Source organism: Ruegeria sp. AK11, from assembly GCF_056541095.1.
On sequence record NZ_JBQFXU010000001.1, the window covers coordinates 871,862 to 887,682 of the forward strand.

17 protein-coding genes are annotated in these 15,821 nt (G+C 56.7%); 9 read left to right on the forward strand and 8 right to left on the reverse strand.

The window, feature by feature from the left end; genetic code table 11:
* Positions 1-61: 61 nt before the first annotated feature.
* The 4 genes from ctrA to ACR0D9_RS04415 all read left to right on the forward strand — a co-directional run bounded on the left by ctrA (position 62) and on the right by ACR0D9_RS04415 (position 5,476).
* Positions 62-778 (forward strand): response regulator transcription factor CtrA, encoded by a 717-nt coding sequence (ctrA, locus tag ACR0D9_RS04400; RefSeq protein WP_480485691.1) that lies wholly within the window; start codon positions 62-64, stop codon positions 776-778.
* Between the two features lie 123 nt (positions 779-901).
* Positions 902-3,154 carry an NAD-dependent DNA ligase LigA gene (gene ligA, locus ACR0D9_RS04405; RefSeq protein ID WP_480537825.1) on the forward strand — a complete coding sequence of 751 codons (2,253 nt, stop codon included), beginning with the start codon at positions 902-904 and terminating at the stop codon, positions 3,152-3,154.
* Positions 3,151-5,241, forward strand: a complete 2,091-nt coding sequence (gene recG, locus ACR0D9_RS04410) for an ATP-dependent DNA helicase RecG (RefSeq protein ID WP_480537827.1) — start codon at positions 3,151-3,153, stop codon at positions 5,239-5,241. The genes ligA and recG overlap by 4 nt, the downstream gene beginning before the upstream one ends.
* A gap of 112 nt (positions 5,242-5,353) precedes the next feature.
* Entirely contained in the window at positions 5,354-5,476 is a 123-nt protein-coding gene (locus ACR0D9_RS04415) for a hypothetical protein (protein ID WP_267366389.1), read from the forward strand.
* A 184-nt stretch (positions 5,477-5,660) separates the two neighbouring features.
* Here ACR0D9_RS04415 and ACR0D9_RS04420 read toward each other — a convergent pair whose 3' ends face one another.
* Entirely contained in the window at positions 5,661-6,299 is a 639-nt protein-coding gene (locus ACR0D9_RS04420; protein WP_209596212.1) for a MarC family protein, read from the reverse strand.
* 58 nt (positions 6,300-6,357) lie between these two features.
* Positions 6,358-6,810: an iron-sulfur cluster assembly scaffold protein gene (locus ACR0D9_RS04425; RefSeq protein ID WP_480537829.1), complete on the reverse strand. Its 453-nt coding sequence runs from the start codon at positions 6,808-6,810 to the stop codon at positions 6,358-6,360.
* Between the two features lie 48 nt (positions 6,811-6,858).
* Here ACR0D9_RS04425 and hisI point away from each other — a divergent pair, with 48 nt between their 5' ends.
* On the forward strand, positions 6,859-7,248 hold the full coding sequence (gene hisI, locus ACR0D9_RS04430; protein WP_480537831.1) for a phosphoribosyl-AMP cyclohydrolase: 390 nt from the start codon (positions 6,859-6,861) through the stop codon (positions 7,246-7,248).
* Between the two features lie 3 nt (positions 7,249-7,251).
* On the opposite strand, the gene gluQRS is transcribed toward hisI, so the two are convergent.
* The 4 genes from gluQRS to ACR0D9_RS04450 form a co-directional block, all read right to left on the reverse strand.
* Positions 7,252-8,133 carry a tRNA glutamyl-Q(34) synthetase GluQRS gene (gluQRS, locus tag ACR0D9_RS04435; protein ID WP_480537833.1) on the reverse strand — a complete coding sequence of 294 codons (882 nt, stop codon included), beginning with the start codon at positions 8,131-8,133 and terminating at the stop codon, positions 7,252-7,254.
* Entirely contained in the window at positions 8,130-8,744 is a 615-nt protein-coding gene (locus ACR0D9_RS04440) for a class I SAM-dependent DNA methyltransferase (RefSeq protein ID WP_480481000.1), read from the reverse strand. Before ACR0D9_RS04440 ends, gluQRS begins: the two co-directional genes overlap by 4 nt.
* Positions 8,745-8,781: 37 nt before the next feature.
* Positions 8,782-10,122: a methylenetetrahydrofolate--tRNA-(uracil(54)-C(5))-methyltransferase (FADH(2)-oxidizing) TrmFO gene (gene trmFO / locus ACR0D9_RS04445; RefSeq protein WP_480537835.1), complete on the reverse strand. Its 1,341-nt coding sequence runs from the start codon at positions 10,120-10,122 to the stop codon at positions 8,782-8,784.
* Positions 10,123-10,377: 255 nt separating this feature from the next.
* Positions 10,378-11,163 (reverse strand): enoyl-CoA hydratase, encoded by a 786-nt coding sequence (locus ACR0D9_RS04450; protein WP_480480996.1) that lies wholly within the window; start codon positions 11,161-11,163, stop codon positions 10,378-10,380.
* A gap of 58 nt (positions 11,164-11,221) precedes the next feature.
* Between ACR0D9_RS04450 and ACR0D9_RS04455 the strand changes: the two genes are divergently transcribed.
* Positions 11,222-11,665: a PaaI family thioesterase gene (locus ACR0D9_RS04455; protein ID WP_480480994.1), complete on the forward strand. Its 444-nt coding sequence runs from the start codon at positions 11,222-11,224 to the stop codon at positions 11,663-11,665.
* A 59-nt stretch (positions 11,666-11,724) separates the two neighbouring features.
* On the opposite strand, the gene ACR0D9_RS04460 is transcribed toward ACR0D9_RS04455, so the two are convergent.
* Complete coding sequence (locus ACR0D9_RS04460; RefSeq protein ID WP_480472702.1) at positions 11,725-11,952, reverse strand: DUF1127 domain-containing protein; 228 nt, start codon at positions 11,950-11,952, stop codon at positions 11,725-11,727.
* Between the two features lie 99 nt (positions 11,953-12,051).
* Between ACR0D9_RS04460 and ACR0D9_RS04465 the strand changes: the two genes are divergently transcribed.
* The 3 genes from ACR0D9_RS04465 (at position 12,052) to rpsI (ending at position 14,567) form a co-directional block, all read left to right on the forward strand.
* Positions 12,052-13,455 (forward strand): aminotransferase-like domain-containing protein, encoded by a 1,404-nt coding sequence (locus tag ACR0D9_RS04465; RefSeq protein ID WP_480485678.1) that lies wholly within the window; start codon positions 12,052-12,054, stop codon positions 13,453-13,455.
* A gap of 161 nt (positions 13,456-13,616) precedes the next feature.
* A complete protein-coding gene (rplM, locus tag ACR0D9_RS04470) occupies positions 13,617-14,075 on the forward strand; it encodes a 50S ribosomal protein L13 (protein WP_209503960.1) in 459 nt (152 codons plus the stop codon).
* Positions 14,076-14,081: 6 nt separating this feature from the next.
* Positions 14,082-14,567 (forward strand): 30S ribosomal protein S9, encoded by a 486-nt coding sequence (gene rpsI / locus ACR0D9_RS04475; RefSeq protein ID WP_209503959.1) that lies wholly within the window; start codon positions 14,082-14,084, stop codon positions 14,565-14,567.
* Between the two features lie 68 nt (positions 14,568-14,635).
* On the opposite strand, the gene ACR0D9_RS04480 is transcribed toward rpsI, so the two are convergent.
* Positions 14,636-15,796, reverse strand: coding sequence for an ABC transporter substrate-binding protein (locus ACR0D9_RS04480; RefSeq protein ID WP_480537837.1), 1,161 nt, complete (start codon positions 15,794-15,796; stop codon positions 14,636-14,638).
* Positions 15,797-15,821 lie beyond the last annotated feature (25 nt).

Below are 15,821 nucleotides of genomic sequence, written 5' to 3' on the forward strand. Positions count from 1 at the left end.
AACCATTCTTGGTCAGGTTTGATTTTAATTGGAATTATTGACCCGAATTGGAGCAGTGAAAATGCGTATACTTCTTGTCGAGGATGATCCGACCACGTCTAAAAGCATCGAACTGATGCTGACGCATGCGAACCTAAACGTTTATGCAACGGATCTTGGCGAAGAAGGTATCGATCTGGCAAAGCTCTACGATTACGACCTGATCTTGCTGGACCTGAACCTGCCGGACATGAACGGGCATGAAGTGTTGCGCCAGTTGCGGATTTCCCGGGTGGAAACACCGATCCTGATCCTTTCGGGCGCAGATGATACGGACAGCAAGATCAAAGGTTTCGGGTTTGGTGCGGATGACTATCTGACCAAACCCTTCCACCGCGAAGAACTGGTGGCCCGCATTCATGCCATCATCCGCCGGTCGAAAGGGCATTCGCAGTCCATCATCCACACAGGTCGCGTGGCCGTAAATCTGGACGCCAAGACCGTTGAGGTGGACGGAAAAACCGTGCACCTGACAGGAAAAGAGTACCAGATGTTGGAATTGCTCAGCTTGCGTAAGGGTACGACTCTGACCAAGGAAATGTTTCTGAATCACTTATACGGCGGCATGGATGAACCCGAGTTGAAGATCATCGACGTCTTCATCTGCAAACTGCGCAAAAAACTCAGCAACGCAACGGGTGGTGAGAATTATATCGAAACCGTATGGGGCCGGGGTTACGTGTTGCGCGATCCGCAAAGCAACACTCTGGACGAGACGAGAATGGCGGTCGGCCTCTGATTTGAACCGTTTGTGTCGCTGGTAGTCCAGGGCGGCACGTTGCACTCACGGCTCAGCACATCTGGACCTGGCCATGACCTCGCCCTATCACTGAGGTCCAAGAACGCGTGACAGGGCGAGGCCATGACCAATTCCATTCCCATATCAGACCTGACGGATGATGAGGCGCGTGCCGAACTGGCGCGGTTGGCGGACATCCTGTCCCGAGCCAACACGCTGTATCACGCAGAAGATGCGCCCGAGTTGTCGGATGCGGATTATGATGCCCTCAAACGCAGAAACGCCGAGATCGAGGCGCGTTTCCCCCACTTGAAACGTGCTGACAGCCCAACAGAGCAAGTCGGTGCCAAACCGGCGGACGGGTTTTCGAAAGTTACTCATGCCGTCCGAATGATGTCACTGGGCAACGCGTTCGACGATGGGGACATTGCCGATTTCGACACCTCGATTCGCAAATATCTGGGCCTTGATGCAGGCGCGCCGCTGGCTTTCACAGCCGAACCCAAGATTGACGGCCTGTCTTTGTCCTTGCGCTATGAGAGCGGACAGCTGGTTCAGGCCGCAACGCGGGGCGACGGTGAAGTTGGCGAGAACGTAACGGCCAACGCCTGCACCGTCTCTGATATTCCACAGCAGATTGAAAACGCGCCTGACGTTCTTGAGGTTCGGGGTGAGATTTACATGTCCCACTCTGATTTCGAAGCGTTGAATGAGCGGCAGGCTGAACGGGGGGGCAAACCCTTTGCCAACCCGCGCAATGCGGCGGCAGGGTCACTGCGCCAGCTGGATTCGGAAGTTACCCGATCCCGCCCATTGCGCTTCTTCGCCTATGCCTGGGGTGAACTGTCAGAGCCTTTGGCGGATACCCAGATGGGAGCGATTGAGCGTCTTGCGACGCTTGGGTTCCCCACGAATTCCTTGACGCGCCTATGTGCCACGACTGAGGACATGATCGCTCATTACCGGGATATCGAAGCGCAGCGTGCGACTTTGGGGTATGATATCGATGGGGTCGTCTACAAGGTAAACGATCTGTCATTGCAGGCGCGTTTGGGTTTCCGTTCGACGACGCCAAGATGGGCAATCGCACATAAGTTCCCAGCCGAACTGGCCTGGACCAGATTGGAGGCGATTGACATTCAGGTTGGTCGTACAGGGGCGCTCAGCCCTGTGGCACGGTTGCATCCTGTAACGGTTGGCGGGGTGGTCGTCTCCAATGCCACTTTGCACAACGAGGATTATATCGCTGGGCGCGACGCCAAAGGCGGCACGATCCGTGATGGAAAAGATATCCGAGTGGGCGATTGGGTTCAGGTCTATCGCGCGGGCGACGTGATCCCCAAACTGTCGGATGTCGACTTGTCCAAACGCCCCGCCGATGCACGCCCCTTTGCCTTTCCGACACATTGCCCCGAATGCGAGAGCGATGCGATCCGCGAAGAAGGCGACGCGGTTCGACGGTGCACCGGCGGCCTGATCTGTCCTGCGCAGGCCGTTGAAAAGCTGAAACATTTCGTGTCGCGCAAAGCCTTTGATATAGAAGGGCTGGGTGCAAAACAGATTGAAATGTTCTATGGGGATCCAACCCTTCCGATCAATGCGCCAGCTGATATCTTCACGCTGGAACAGCGGGACGCAGCCAGTCTGACGCGGTTGAAAAACCGGGACGGGTGGGGCGAAACATCCGCCAGGAACCTGTTCGAAGCCATTGATGAAAAGCGGAAAATTCCATTTGCACGCTTGTTGTTTGCACTGGGCATTCGACATGTGGGCGAAGTCGGTGCGCGCGATCTGGCACTGTATTATCGTGATTGGGATGCGATGGCGCTCGCGTTGGACACTGCACGCCCGGCTGCACTGGCGCAACGGCGGGCGGATGAGGCGGAAGACGCAGAGCGTGCGGCAGCGCAGCTTGAAGGGCGTCGCGCACGCGTGAAAGAAGTGCGGGACGCAGCCATCGCGGAGGCCAATGTCGCAGCCGATGCCAATGCCGCCTGGACAGAGCTGATCGGCATCGACGGTATTGGCGCAACACTTGGCCTTTCATTGTCGGACGCATTTGCCAATGAAGAGGAAAGACGGGCTTTCGACACGCTGCGCAGCGAATTGACGGTTATCGCCCCCGACGCGCCAGCCTCGGACAGTCCGGTCGCGGGTAAAACCGTAGTGTTCACCGGAACGCTGGAAAAGATGACCCGCGCCGAGGCGAAAGCGCGGGCCGAGGCGTTGGGCGCCAAGGTTTCCGGCTCTGTCAGCAAGAAAACCGATATTCTGGTCGCGGGTCCCGGGGCCGGGTCAAAGGCGAAAAAGGCAGCGGAACTTGGGATCGAAACTTTGGACGAGGATGGCTGGCTTCAGCTGATAGAAGGCGCATGAGCGGACGGCCCGAACAGCTTTTCCCGCTATTTGCGGGGCTGGAAACGTTGGATGGCGTCGGCCCCAAGACCGCACAAGCCATGGCGCAGACCGGGGTGGAATCCCCGCGCGATGTTCTGTTCAGCCTGCCTTATGCCGTGGTGGATCGGCGCAGGCGGGATTCAATACAGGGGGTGGACCTGCCGGCCACTCTGACCGTGGAAGTGACAGTTGGCCCGCACAGACCGCCCCGCAGCAAGGGGGGTGCCTATCGCGTTCATGTCGAAGACAGTCAGGCCGATTTCCAGCTGGTCTTCTTCCACGCACGTGGTGAGTATCTGAAGAAAGTGTTGCCACAAGGATCACGCCGCGTGGTTTCCGGCAAGTTGGAACTGTTCGACGGTATGGCGCAGATGGTGCATCCGGACCACATGCTGCCCGTTGAACAAGCAGGAGATATCCCGGAATTCGAACCGGTTTACCACCTGACGCAAGGGCTGACGCAGAAAACAGCGTTCAAGGCCAGCCGCAGCGCATTGGCACGCGCACCCGAACTTGAGGAATGGATCGATCCGGCGCAGGTGTCGCAGCAAAACTGGCCGAACTGGTCCGCGGCCATTCACGCCGGTCACAATCCGCGCGGCGCGGATGATGTAGCGCCGTTTGCCCCTGCACGTCAGAGGTTGGCGTATGACGAGTTGTTTGCGCATCAGCTGACGCTCGCTCTGGCCCGGCAGCGAGAGCGCAAGTCGCGGGGGATCGTCAGCGTGGGAACCGGGGTACTGCAATCGAAAGTGCTGACAAGCCTTCCATATCGCCCGACTGGCGCACAAACGCGCGCCATTGATGAGATTTCAGCTGATATGGCGTCTGACGCCCGAATGAACCGGCTGTTACAGGGCGACGTCGGCGCCGGTAAGACGCTGGTGGCCTTCATGGCCCTTCTGATCGCGGTTGAGGCAGGCGGGCAGGGCGTGATGATGGCCCCAACCGAAATTCTGGCGCGCCAGCATCTGGAAGGATTGCGCCCCCTGGCCGAACAGGCCGGAGTGGTTCTGGAACTGCTCACCGGGCGTGATAAGGGCGCGGAGCGGCGTGCCAAGCTTGAGGCGCTTAAACAAGGCGATATTCACATTCTGGTTGGCACACATGCAGTGTTTCAAAGCGATGTTGAATTCAAGGCGCTGAGATTGGCCATCGTCGACGAACAGCACCGGTTTGGCGTGCGGCAGAGGATGGAGTTGTCGGAAAAAGGCAAGGGGGCAGATGTTCTGGTAATGACTGCCACCCCCATCCCGCGCAGTCTGGCGCTGGCGCAATATGGCGACATGGATGTTTCGGTGCTGGATGAAAAGCCTCCGGGGCGAAAACCGATCAAAACGGCGATTGTCAACACACAGCGCATGGACGAAGTCATAGCCCACCTGCGGCGTGCGATTGATGAGGGGCGACAGTGTTACTGGGTGTGCCCTCTGGTCGACGAATCCGAAGTTTCGGACCTGACAGCGGCCGAGGAACGCTTCAAACGCCTGCGGGCCATTTTGGGTGAGGGCGTTGTGGGGCTGGTTCATGGTCAGATGCCACCAGCCGACAAAGACGCCGCGATGAGCGCATTTCATAATGGGAAAACAAAGGTCCTTGTTGCCACGACGGTGATCGAGGTCGGCGTGAACGTACCCAACGCAACGATCATGGTCATTGAACGGGCCGAGATCTTTGGGCTGGCGCAATTGCACCAGTTGCGGGGGCGCGTCGGGCGCGGGGATGCGGAATCCACCTGTTTGCTGATGTATCAACCACCGCTCAGCGAGGGAGGGCGCAAGCGGCTGGAGGTTCTGCGCGAGACAGAGGATGGCTTCCGAATCTCGGAAACTGACCTTGAGATGCGAGGCGCGGGCGATCTGATTGGTACTGCGCAATCCGGGTTGCCAAAATTCCATATCGCGGACCTGGAACGTCAGGCAGGATTGATGGCAGTCGCCCAATCCGATGCGCGGGCGTTGCTGACGACCGATCCCAAGCTGACCTCGGACAGGGGACAGGCCGCGCGTGTTCTGCTTTGGCTGATGAAACAGGATCAGGCGATCCGTTTGATTTCAGTGGGTTAGCTGTAACGTTCCCTAAAGTTCACAAATGTTCTCAAAAAGTTCTTTACCTGCGCTTGGAAATATGAGAACAAAAGGTCAACAAAGGATTAAAACTCTGACCGGAGGTGACCCTATGCTGACCCAGATCAAGACCGCTTTCAGCCGCGCGCAATCGACCATCCTGCAGGATGCCGTTGGCGTGTTGTCTTTGGTCGTGATGCTGATGGTGGCCCTTCACCTGCCGGTTGGTTTCTAAGCCTTTCTGCCTGCGATCTCGTGCCGAAAAATCCGCGCTGTCATCCCCATTTCAGTCAAGGGTGACCTGCCTGTCCCAAACCCCTTGAGGGGCCATGCCTCGGCCCCGCGCGGTACAACGGACCCCACACGAGACACGCAATACCTGCCGCCGCCCTTTCGCCCGGAAAGCGCGGCGGCTTTTTTTACAATTGGCCGGTTTTGAAGATCTCCAACAGCGCGGACAGGACTGAGTTGGCAGCAACCGAGGCTAAAATCATCCCCATGACACGGCTGATGATTGCCGCGCCTGAATGACCGATCAGCCGGATGATGGGCTCGGCCAAAAGCATCAGTACAAACGCAACCAGCAATACGGAAAGCATGACAAGCGCTGTGATACCCTGATCCGCGATGCTGTAACGGTGGTTGTCAGTTAGGATAACAATTGCCAGCATTGCGCCGGGGGATGCCAGTGAAGGCACGGCAAGCGGGAAAATCGCCGGGTTCTGCTGGTGATACGCGTCTTCACGATCTTCTTCGGCTTGCCGTTGTTCGACCTCTTGTTTGCTTTCACCAAAGATCATCGTCAGGGCAAACAGAAACAGGATAATGCCGCCAGCGACCTGAAAAGAATTCAACCCGATATCCAGCGCTTCGATCAGCACCTGACCAAATACAAGGAAGAACAGCAATACGGCAGCACTTATCACGGCTGCTAACAGCGCTGTCCGCCGCCGGCCTGCCGCGTCCAATCCCGCAGTAACGGCGATGAAAACGGGAATTGTTCCAATCGGGTCGATAACGACCCAAAGCGTCACGAAATGCTCGAGCAAATTATTCAAACCCATCCCTCCTGAAATCTTGGCAGAGGGTAAACGGGTTTCCGCCAAATAGCTATAATCAGGCGCAGTTTGCCTGTTCAGCCTTCGCCATGGCCTCAGCCGTGGCATCAAGAACCAGCAGGATCGACGCGTGGCGGTTTTTATAATCCCGTGCGGGCATAAGCACCTCAAGGCCGTCAAACGGCGCATCGGGTGCAGGGCCACCAGTCTTGAGCATGGCCGCCAACTGATCGCGCGCAGCTTCGACCTGCGCCCGCGACGCGCCAATTATCGCGTCCCCAACGACCGAGGCGGACGCTTGCCCCAAAGCGCAGGCTTTGACGTCCTGACCAAAGGCACTGATCTGACCATCGCGAACCTTGATGTCCACAGTTACAGTCGATCCGCATAAAGGTGAGCGTTTCTTGACGGTTGCATCGGGATCTTCCAGTCGCTCAAGATGCGGAATATCCGCAGCAAGCGCCAGAATGCGCCCGGAGTACAGCTTAATCAGGTCGTTCTCGCCGCTCATGGCTTTCCCTCGTCGTGTGTTACCCATACATAGTGGCCAGCCCACCGGTTGCAAAAGGTTTTTGAGATGTCTGACCCAGTCGTGTTTGATCCCTCTACTTTGAGATTTAATGAGGCGGGTCTGATCCCGGCGATTGCGCAGGATGAAACATCAGGCGAGGTTCTGATGATGGCCTGGATGAATGTACAGGCGGTTGAAAAGACCCTCGAAACCGGGCGGGTGACCTATTGGTCACGCTCGCGGCAGGCTTTCTGGATCAAGGGCGAAACCTCGGGCCATGTGCAGGAATTGGTGGATTTCCGGATCGATTGCGACCGGGACTGCCTATTGGTTCTTGTCCGTCAAACCGGAGCAGCCTGTCATACCAACCGACGAACCTGTTTTTTTACCGCCGTTCGGGATGGGGACGAAACTGAACTGATGGCGCCAATGGAATAGGGGTCAAAGCCCAACCATTCGGCGTATGTCATTTGGGCTGGCCCCTTCGGCCCGGTACTTTGCAATTGCGCGGGCATCGTCGCGTTTGGCCAGCCGTTTGCCTGCATCATCGCGGATCAGATCATGATGGAAATACTCGGGTGTCGGCAGGTTCAACAACGCCTGCAAAAGAACGTGGATGCGGGTTGCTTCGAACAAGTCCCTCCCTCGAACCACCTGTGTTACGCCCTGAGCAGCATCGTCAAGCACAACGGACAAGTGATACGACGTCCCCATGTCGCGGCGGGACAGAACTACATCACCTATGGTGGTGACCAACTCATCAGGCGTGAAAGTGATAATGCCGGTTTCGCCGCCCGGACCCGATCCCAACTCAAGAAATTGGTACCTGTCCGGGTTGCGGACCGCCTGACACGCCTTGACCACGTCCAATCGCAAGGGGTCCTGAGTTGGACGAGGAAGGTTCGATAAATCTTTGCCAGCAAACCTTTTTCGACAGGTCCCGGGATAAACAAGCCCGTCGGGTCCAAGCATGGGTGCGCCTTCCTGCGGCGCACTGGCTGCTGCTGCGATATCTTTGCGATTACACGTGCACGGATACAAAAGCCCCTGCGCCCATAGCTGGTCCAGCGCCTTATGGTAAACGTACATACGATCCGATTGGCGCATTACGGGTTCAGGCCATGTCAGCCCCAGCCATCTGAGGTCGCTGTATATCTGATCCTCCCATAGCTGTCGTGAGCGGGATCGATCGATATCCTCAATTCGCAGCAAGAACCGGCCGCTTTCAGAAGCGGCCCTATCGCTGGCAACCAACGCAGAATACGCGTGCCCAAGGTGAAGGGGGCCTGTTGGAGATGGCGCAAAGCGCGTTACAAGAGTCACGCTTTTTCTAATACATACACGTCAGAGTTAAGGTTGATACCAGGCAGGTGGGGACCGTGTTCACGAAATAACAAACGTGCTGCCCCCATGTCGACCCAATCCGTCAGACGGCAAGTGAATTTATGGTCCGCCAACGCATGATCGTTCAGCGAAAAGCCAAGCAAACCACCCTTGGGCAGTGCGTGCATCAGCAAATCCAGTGTCTCGGGCGGGGCAGCACCTTTTCCGATCACTCCTATGGCTGTGATCATCGTGTACTCCCCACGCTTCAACGGCGCGGGTTTGGCGATATCGAATCCGGTCAATGCTCGGTAAACGCCTTTGCTGGCGGCTTCCTGAAGCATGTTCTCTGTTGGATCCATCCCATCGATGACCTCAAAGCCAACTGCGCGCAGGGCAAGCCCTGACAACCCGGTGCCGCAGCCGTAGTCCAGAATAGGTGTCTGAGGCTTCGGTGCGAAAGACCACAAAGCCGCTGCTACACGGCCCGGCGTGGCGTAACCGTGTTCACCAACTTCCTTTTCATAGGTCGCAGCCCAGTTCTGATAGTGCGCTTCAGTCGCTTCAGGCGTGCCGAGATTGTATGTGCTGTTCAAAAACGTGTCGTTCATTCCAGCATGCTAGGCCGAGACCGCATTAAGCGTCTAGTCAGCAATGTTCCAACCAGTTACTCCATTCAGCTTTGGCCCGATCGGTATAGGCCTTGTACCGGTCTTTACGACCCCGACGCCCGCCTTTCAGGCCATCCACGGGGCGAAACAGACCGAAATTCACGTTCATCGGCTGAAAGGTCTTGGCCTCGGCACCGCCCGTAATGTGATGGATCAAAGCACCCATTGCGCTGTCTTGCGGAACGGTTGGCAGGTCACGCCCCAAAATCTGAGCGGCGGCAAGCCGACCAGCCAGCAACCCCATCGCGGCGCTTTCTACATAGCCTTCGACGCCCGTGATCTGTCCGGCAAAGCGGATGTTGGGTTTGGATTTCAACCGCATTTGCGAATCCAAAAGCGTGGGAGAGTTGATGAACGTATTGCGGTGAATGCCGCCCAACCGGGCAAAGCTGGCATTTTCCAAGCCAGGGATCATACGGAACACGTCGGTCTGGGCACCATATTTCATCTTGGTCTGAAAACCCACGATGTTGAACAAGGTGCCCAATGCGTTATCGCGGCGCAACTGCACCACTGCATGTGGTTTCACGTCGGGCTCATGCGGGTTGGTCAGCCCGACCGGTTTCATCGGACCATGGCGCAGCGTTTCGCGACCGCGTTCGGCCATAACCTCGATAGGTAGACAGCCGTCGAAGTAACCTGCTGTCTCTCCTTCGTGAAATACGGTTTTATCTGCTGCCAGAAGCGCGTCTATGAAGGCTTCGTACTGGTCCCGGTCCATCGGACAGTTCAGATAGGCTGTGCGTTCTTCTTCGGTCTCGCCCTTGTCGTAGCGTGATTGCATCCACGCTTTGCTCATGTCGATGCTCTCGGCATAGACGATCGGTGCGATGGCGTCGAAAAAGGCAAGTGCGTCAGACCCTGTCTCGGCCTGGATGGAATGACCCAGCGTGGGTGACGTCAGGGGACCGGTCGCAAAGATCCACTGGCCTTCGTCGGGCAGGGTCGTCACTTCTTCGTCGGTTACCGTCACACGCGGGTGGGTGCGAAGTTTTGCGGTCACACTTTCTGCAAACGGGTCACGATCCACAGCCAGCGCGCCACCGGCTGGCAGGCGGTGTTCATCGGCCGTTGTCATGATCAACCCATTGGCGGCGCGCATTTCCCAATGCAGCAGGCCCACGGCATTCTGCTCATCATCATCCGAGCGGAACGAGTTCGAACACACCATTTCCGCCAGATTGCCGGTCTGATGTGCAAAGGTGCCGATGGTCGGACGCATTTCGTGGATCACAACACCCACACCCATTTCAGCAGCTTGCCAGGCCGCTTCTGATCCGGCCATGCCACCGCCTACAATATGCAAAACTTGTGTCATGCGATGCCACATAGGGCAGACCACAATCGGGCGCAACTGAGGCAAAGCGGTTTCGCGAATTTTATGGAAGGGGTCTTGGGGTCGCCGCTGCGGGATTGTCAGCGCTGGTGAGAGAGACCAGCTGGAGGGACCTTCCGCCCACGGCGACCCAAAAGTGTCCTGAGGCCTTGGCCTCGACCCAGCTTTGCCACAGTGTCGCCCTTTTGAAAAGTGCAAAATTCAAAACAGTGGCAAAAAATGTGCAAAACAATTGCATTATTGGGACCAATTTGGGGGACGTTTTTCGATAAAAGCTGAAATGCCTTCTTCTGTATCCCGGTACAGCATGTTTTGCGCCATTACGTCGCCGGTATAGGCATAGGCCTGATCCAGCGGCATCAGAAGCTGTTGATAAAAAGCCTCTTTACCGATTTTGACAGCGACTCCCAGCTTGGAGGCAACCTGTTCTGCAAGCGCATTGGCTTCGTGTTCAAGCCGCGTCTCGGGGACAACGCGGTTGACCAAACCCAAATCGGCAGCACGTTCAGCTGATATGAAGTCTCCTGTTGTCAGCATCTCAAATGCCTGCTTTCTGGGGATATTGCGGCTGAGGGCCACCATTGGGGTGGAGCAGAATAAGCCGATATTAACCCCGTTCACTCCAAACCGCGTGTCTTCGGCGGCGACGGCCATGTCACAGGTGGCCACCAACTGACACCCGGCGGCGGTTGCAATGCCGTGGACCTGTGCGATGACGGGCTGGGGCAGGGACTGGATTGACATCATCACTTTCGCGCAGCGCGAAAACAGGTCATTGAAATAAGCTTTGCCGCCATCTTCGGACTGGCGTCCGGCCGTCATCTGTTTCAGGTCGTGACCGGCGCAAAAAGCCTTGCCCTGACCCGCCAGGATCACTGCCCGGATCGACGTGTCTTCACGCAACGTGTCCAGTTCAGCCTGAAACGCCGACAGCATCTCGTCACTCAGCGCGTTCAGCCGCTCTGGGGCGTTCATTGTAAGCCGCGCAACAGCGCCAGTGTCGTTACGTTCCAGAATTGCCATCTTGCCCTCCGATCCCATGTTGGGCCAACTCTAGGTCGGTATGAGCAGGAGGGAAAGCATGGCTTTGGCATTGAACCGGGACGAACTGTCACAATACCTTAAGCAGGTTTTCCCGCAGGTGCACAAAGACTTTGTCGTCGAGGACCTGACCGAAGATACAATCACCATGCGCCTTGTTGTGCAGGATCAGCATTTGCGGCCGGGGGGCACGGTTTCGGGGCCATCCATGTTTGGGTTGGCCGATGTTTGTGTATACGCAATGGTTCTGGCGCGAAAAGGGCGTCAATCCCTGGCGGTCACAACGAACAGTTCCCTGGATTTTTTGCGCAAACCAGAAGGCAACACGGACATGATCGCCAAATGTCGCCTGCTGAAACTGGGCCGGACTTTGGCCGTCGGTGACGTGCTTATGTATTCCGATGGCGCAGAAGACCCAGTTGCCAGAGCGACGATGACCTATTCCCTGCCACCTGCAGGGTCTGCAGCCGCGAAATTCGGATAAAAAGACCGGGGACAAGCCCCGGCCCAGGAAGAGGTCCCAATAATGGGACTGGGGATCAGTTAAATCTGCCAAAAATGGCGCTTTACTTCGCGGCGCGCATCATGACGGGTCAGACCGACGTCTTTCAGCAAGCGGTCATCCAGATAACTAAGATTGACGCGGCTGCGGCGACGACGCTCCCATTGAGTGACCGCTGCCGCAAACCGCACGGCCAGTGCAGCGGCCAGAGGCAGCCGGGGGCTGTCGGTCAGCAGCAGAAGGGCGGGGGTGTGCATTGTGCGTGTCATCTCGGAATTCCTTTCAAATTGTATTGACACAAATTAGCTGTACTTGGTACACATGACTGATACATTCTAAATTGTGTCAAAAGCAAAGGAAGAATTGTAATGGATACAATTTGGCCAGAGGCGCTGTCAAAATCTAAAGGACCGAAATACACTCTGGTTGCTGACACAATTCGAAAAGCCATAGATAACAAATCTTTGGAAGTCGGTGTCAAACTCCCTCCGGTGCGCGAACTGGCGTATCGTCTGCAAATAACACCTGGTACAGTCGCGCGCGCCTATACAATCCTGACAGATGAGGGGTTGTTACAAGCCGAAGTCGGACGTGGTACATTTGTTGCGCCGCCGAAATCGCCCATTCTTGACGACGTTTGGGCGCGGCAACTGCATCTTCGCGACGACAAGTACAATGCCAATGTAAGCCTGTTCAGCCCAAGGTTGGCGGATATGGGGCAGGTGTCCCTGATCCGTGAATGTCTGAAAAAAGTGTCGCAAGCCGATCCGGGTTTGTTTCTGAATTACCCGACGCGCGATGCGTACCAGCCCGTGCGACAGGCGGTTGTGGACTGGTTGTCAGATCTTCCGCTGGGTGCACTGACCCATGATGATATTGTGTTGACACATGGTGGCCAGAACGGGCTTTGCGTTGTGTTTCAGACGATCCTGCGCGGGCCCAAACCTGTCGTACTGGTCGAGGACCTGTCTTATGCCGGGTTCCGTCGCGCAGGCGAACTGATGCGCGCGGAAGTGGTCGGTGTGAAGATGGACAGATGGGGTGTCGATCCGGCAGCGTTAGAACATGTTCTGCGCCACACGACAGCGCAGGCCGTCTGCGTGTCTCCAGAAGTTCAAAACCCAACGGGCGCACACACACCGTTGGAGCGGAGGAAAGAGATCGTTGAGATTGCCCGTCGCTTTGATTTGCAGATCATTGAAGATGACTGCTATCGCATGGGCGATGCCCGAGAGCCCAGCTTTCGGGCGCTGGCGCCTGAACGGGGATGGCACGTGTCATCAATCTCAAAGATTCTGACACCGGCATTGCGTGTGGGTTTTGCTATCGCCCCCAGAGAAAAAAGTGTGGATCTGCGCCGGTCCGCTGAATACGGATATTTCGGATTGGCCCAACCCTTGGCGGAATTGACCCGCCTTCTGCTGTCCGATCCGCGTACGCGTCAGATCGCCAAGGATGTGCGCACGCGGATGGGGGATTATCTACGCGTTGCCGTCAATACCCTGGGTGGGTTTGATCTGAACTGGGCCCCGGACGTTCCCTTTGTCTGGCTGAGCCTTCCGTCTGGCTGGCGGTCGGCTGCATTCAGTCGCGCGGCCGAGCGGGAAGGGATACAGCTCCGATCCGCCGACGAATTCGCGCTGCGCGATGGGCGCGCGCCGAACGCGGTACGTATTGCCATGAATGGCCATGTGTCGCTGGAACGGTTCGAGGACGCGATGCAACGCCTGCGCGTTCTATTGGACAATCCGCCTGAACAAATCAGCGTTTGAATATGGGGTAAAATAGTACCTATTTTTTAAGCCTTTGTTTTTACGTATATAAATAAGACAAGTGTTGCTTGACCTGCGTGCAGGCACCTCATAAAACCCGTCCATCGAATTCGGGCCGCTCCGCTGGGGCGGTCTTTCACATCAAACAGGACTATCCTGCCATGAAAACCTTTTCTGCAACACCTGCAGACATCGACAAGAAGTGGATCCTGATCGACGCCGAAGGCGTTGTTCTGGGCCGCCTTGCTTCGATCGTCGCCATGCGCCTACGTGGCAAGCACAAAGCGTCGTTCACCCCGAACATGGACATGGGCGACAACGTCATCGTGATCAACGCTGACAAAATCCAGATGACCGGCAAGAAGCGCGAAGAAAACTTCTACTGGCACACTGGCCACCCGGGCGGTATCAAGTCGCGCACCAAACAGCAAATTTTGGAAGGTGCGCACCCCGAGCGCGTGGTCTTCCAGGCCGTCAAGCGCATGCTGCCAGGCAACCGCCTGTCGCGCCAGCAGATGACCAACCTGCGTATCTATGCCGGTGCCGAGCACCCGCACGAGGCCCAGGCCCCCGAAGTTCTGGACGTCAAGTCCATGAACAAGAAAAACACCCGGAGCTAATGACCGATGGTTGATCAGATCAATACTCTCGAAGAGCTGAGCGCCGTCGCAGGCGTTGAAACCGTGGCCGAAGAAGTCATCGTGCGTGAACCCGTACGTGACGAGCTGGGCCGCTCCTATGCCACCGGCAAGCGTAAAGACGCTGTTGCCCGCGTCTGGATCAAGCCGGGTTCCGGCAAGGTCACCGTGAACGGCAAAGATCAGGACGTCTATTTTGCACGCCCCGTTCTGCAGCTGATCCTGCGCCAGCCGTTCCAGGTTGCCGGCGTAGAAGGTGAATTCGACGTTGTTGCAACCGTCAAAGGCGGTGGCCTGACCGGTCAGGCCGGTGCGGTTAAGCACGGCATCTCGAAAGCGCTGCAACTCTATGATCCGAACCTGCGTGGCGCACTGAAAGCCGCTGGCTTCCTGACCCGCGACAGCCGCGTTGTGGAACGTAAGAAATTCGGTAAGCGCAAAGCCCGCCGTTCGTTCCAGTTCTCGAAGCGTTAATTCGCCGGGAATACCAAAAAGAAAGGGCTCGCACTTGCGAGCCCTTTTGCTTTGCGCGGGTCAGGGATTCATTCTTCGTGAACGAGTTTCCACGCACCGTTTTCAACAACGTTGACGAACACAGTATCCGCGCCCTGATGATCCTCAGGACCATAGGTGATGTGGTTGCCAACCAGATCGTCCTGATAATCCAGCGTTTCCATCGCTGCGATGAAACTGTCCTGCGTCAGATCGGGGCCTGCGGCTTCTAACGCCTTGACCATCATCTCAGCCGCCGAATAACCCAGCATGGCAAATCCGACCGGATCTTCGCCCGTGGCTGCCTTGTATTCCTCGATAAATGCGGCCGGGGCAGGTTGATCCGCACGCGCCCAAAGATCCTGCCACGAAGCTGCCGCGTAGAATCCATCAGTCACGCCACCAGGCACCTGCGCCACGACCGTTAGGAAACTGGCCGAGGTGCCGAGAAATTTCATATCAGTCAGGCCCATTTTCTTTGCGGTGCCCACGACGGTGATCGCCTGCCGCACCCCAAGCGCCATGGTGACGATATCGCAACCCTCTTCCTTGAGCTTGCTCAGCGATCCGACAAAGTCCGTTTCATCCGGTTTATGGGTGGTTTCTGATCCAAAAGTTATCCCGGCCTCTTCGGCTCCGGCCTTGCTGCCTTCTAGAATTTCCTCACCAAAATCTGTCGGCAGGTACATGGTGCAGACCGTCTTTGATCCAAACTCGCCTGACAGATAGTTCACACCAACACGCGCCTGATCGAAATAGGTCGAGAAGGAGGTGAACTTGTTCCGCATGGGTTCCTGCAACATCTGACGCGCAGCAGTAAGTGGCGCCACGTTGGGAATGCCTTTGGGATCCAACAGCTTGAATCCTGCCATGTTCATCGGCGTTCCAAGCGACTGCAACATGGCAAATACCTTGTCGCGATTCAGCAGTTTGTTATAGCCCTGCATGGCTCGCGGCATCTGATAGCCATTGTCTTCGACCACGTAACGAATTTTGCGCCCGTGCACGCCGCCAGCCGCATTCACCCGATCAAAGACAACATTTGCACCTTTGGTTGCCGGGACACCCACCGCGGCGAAAATCCCGCTCAGGTCGTTGACCGAACCAATGACAATCTCATCATCGGTCACGCCCTGTGTTTGCGCCCAACCAAGTGTTGCCGATGCTGTCAGCAGTGATGCAGCCGCCAGCCTGTTGCGTAATTTCTTCATCTCTTTCCTCCCGTTAATCTTTTGG

What these genes read in the sequence shown, in the direction of transcription:
- ctrA (WP_480485691.1), top strand. Translation starts at nt 62, where the DNA reads ATGCGTATACTTCTTGTCGAGGATGATCCGACCACGTCTAAAAGCATC.
- ligA (WP_480537825.1), top strand. Translation starts at nt 902, where the DNA reads ATGACCAATTCCATTCCCATATCAGACCTGACGGATGATGAGGCGCGT.
- recG (WP_480537827.1), top strand. Translation starts at nt 3,151, where the DNA reads ATGAGCGGACGGCCCGAACAGCTTTTCCCGCTATTTGCGGGGCTGGAA.
- ACR0D9_RS04415 (WP_267366389.1), top strand. Translation starts at nt 5,354, where the DNA reads ATGCTGACCCAGATCAAGACCGCTTTCAGCCGCGCGCAATCGACCATC.
- ACR0D9_RS04425 (WP_480537829.1), bottom strand. Translation starts at nt 6,810, where the DNA reads ATGAGCGGCGAGAACGACCTGATTAAGCTGTACTCCGGGCGCATTCTG.
- ACR0D9_RS04440 (WP_480481000.1), bottom strand. Translation starts at nt 8,744, where the DNA reads ATGAACGACACGTTTTTGAACAGCACATACAATCTCGGCACGCCTGAA.
- trmFO (WP_480537835.1), bottom strand. Translation starts at nt 10,122, where the DNA reads ATGACACAAGTTTTGCATATTGTAGGCGGTGGCATGGCCGGATCAGAA.
- ACR0D9_RS04450 (WP_480480996.1), bottom strand. Translation starts at nt 11,163, where the DNA reads ATGGCAATTCTGGAACGTAACGACACTGGCGCTGTTGCGCGGCTTACA.
- ACR0D9_RS04455 (WP_480480994.1), top strand. Translation starts at nt 11,222, where the DNA reads ATGGCTTTGGCATTGAACCGGGACGAACTGTCACAATACCTTAAGCAG.
- ACR0D9_RS04460 (WP_480472702.1), bottom strand. Translation starts at nt 11,952, where the DNA reads ATGACACGCACAATGCACACCCCCGCCCTTCTGCTGCTGACCGACAGC.
- ACR0D9_RS04465 (WP_480485678.1), top strand. Translation starts at nt 12,052, where the DNA reads ATGGATACAATTTGGCCAGAGGCGCTGTCAAAATCTAAAGGACCGAAA.
- rplM (WP_209503960.1), top strand. Translation starts at nt 13,617, where the DNA reads ATGAAAACCTTTTCTGCAACACCTGCAGACATCGACAAGAAGTGGATC.
- rpsI (WP_209503959.1), top strand. Translation starts at nt 14,082, where the DNA reads ATGGTTGATCAGATCAATACTCTCGAAGAGCTGAGCGCCGTCGCAGGC.
- ACR0D9_RS04480 (WP_480537837.1), bottom strand. Translation starts at nt 15,796, where the DNA reads ATGAAGAAATTACGCAACAGGCTGGCGGCTGCATCACTGCTGACAGCA.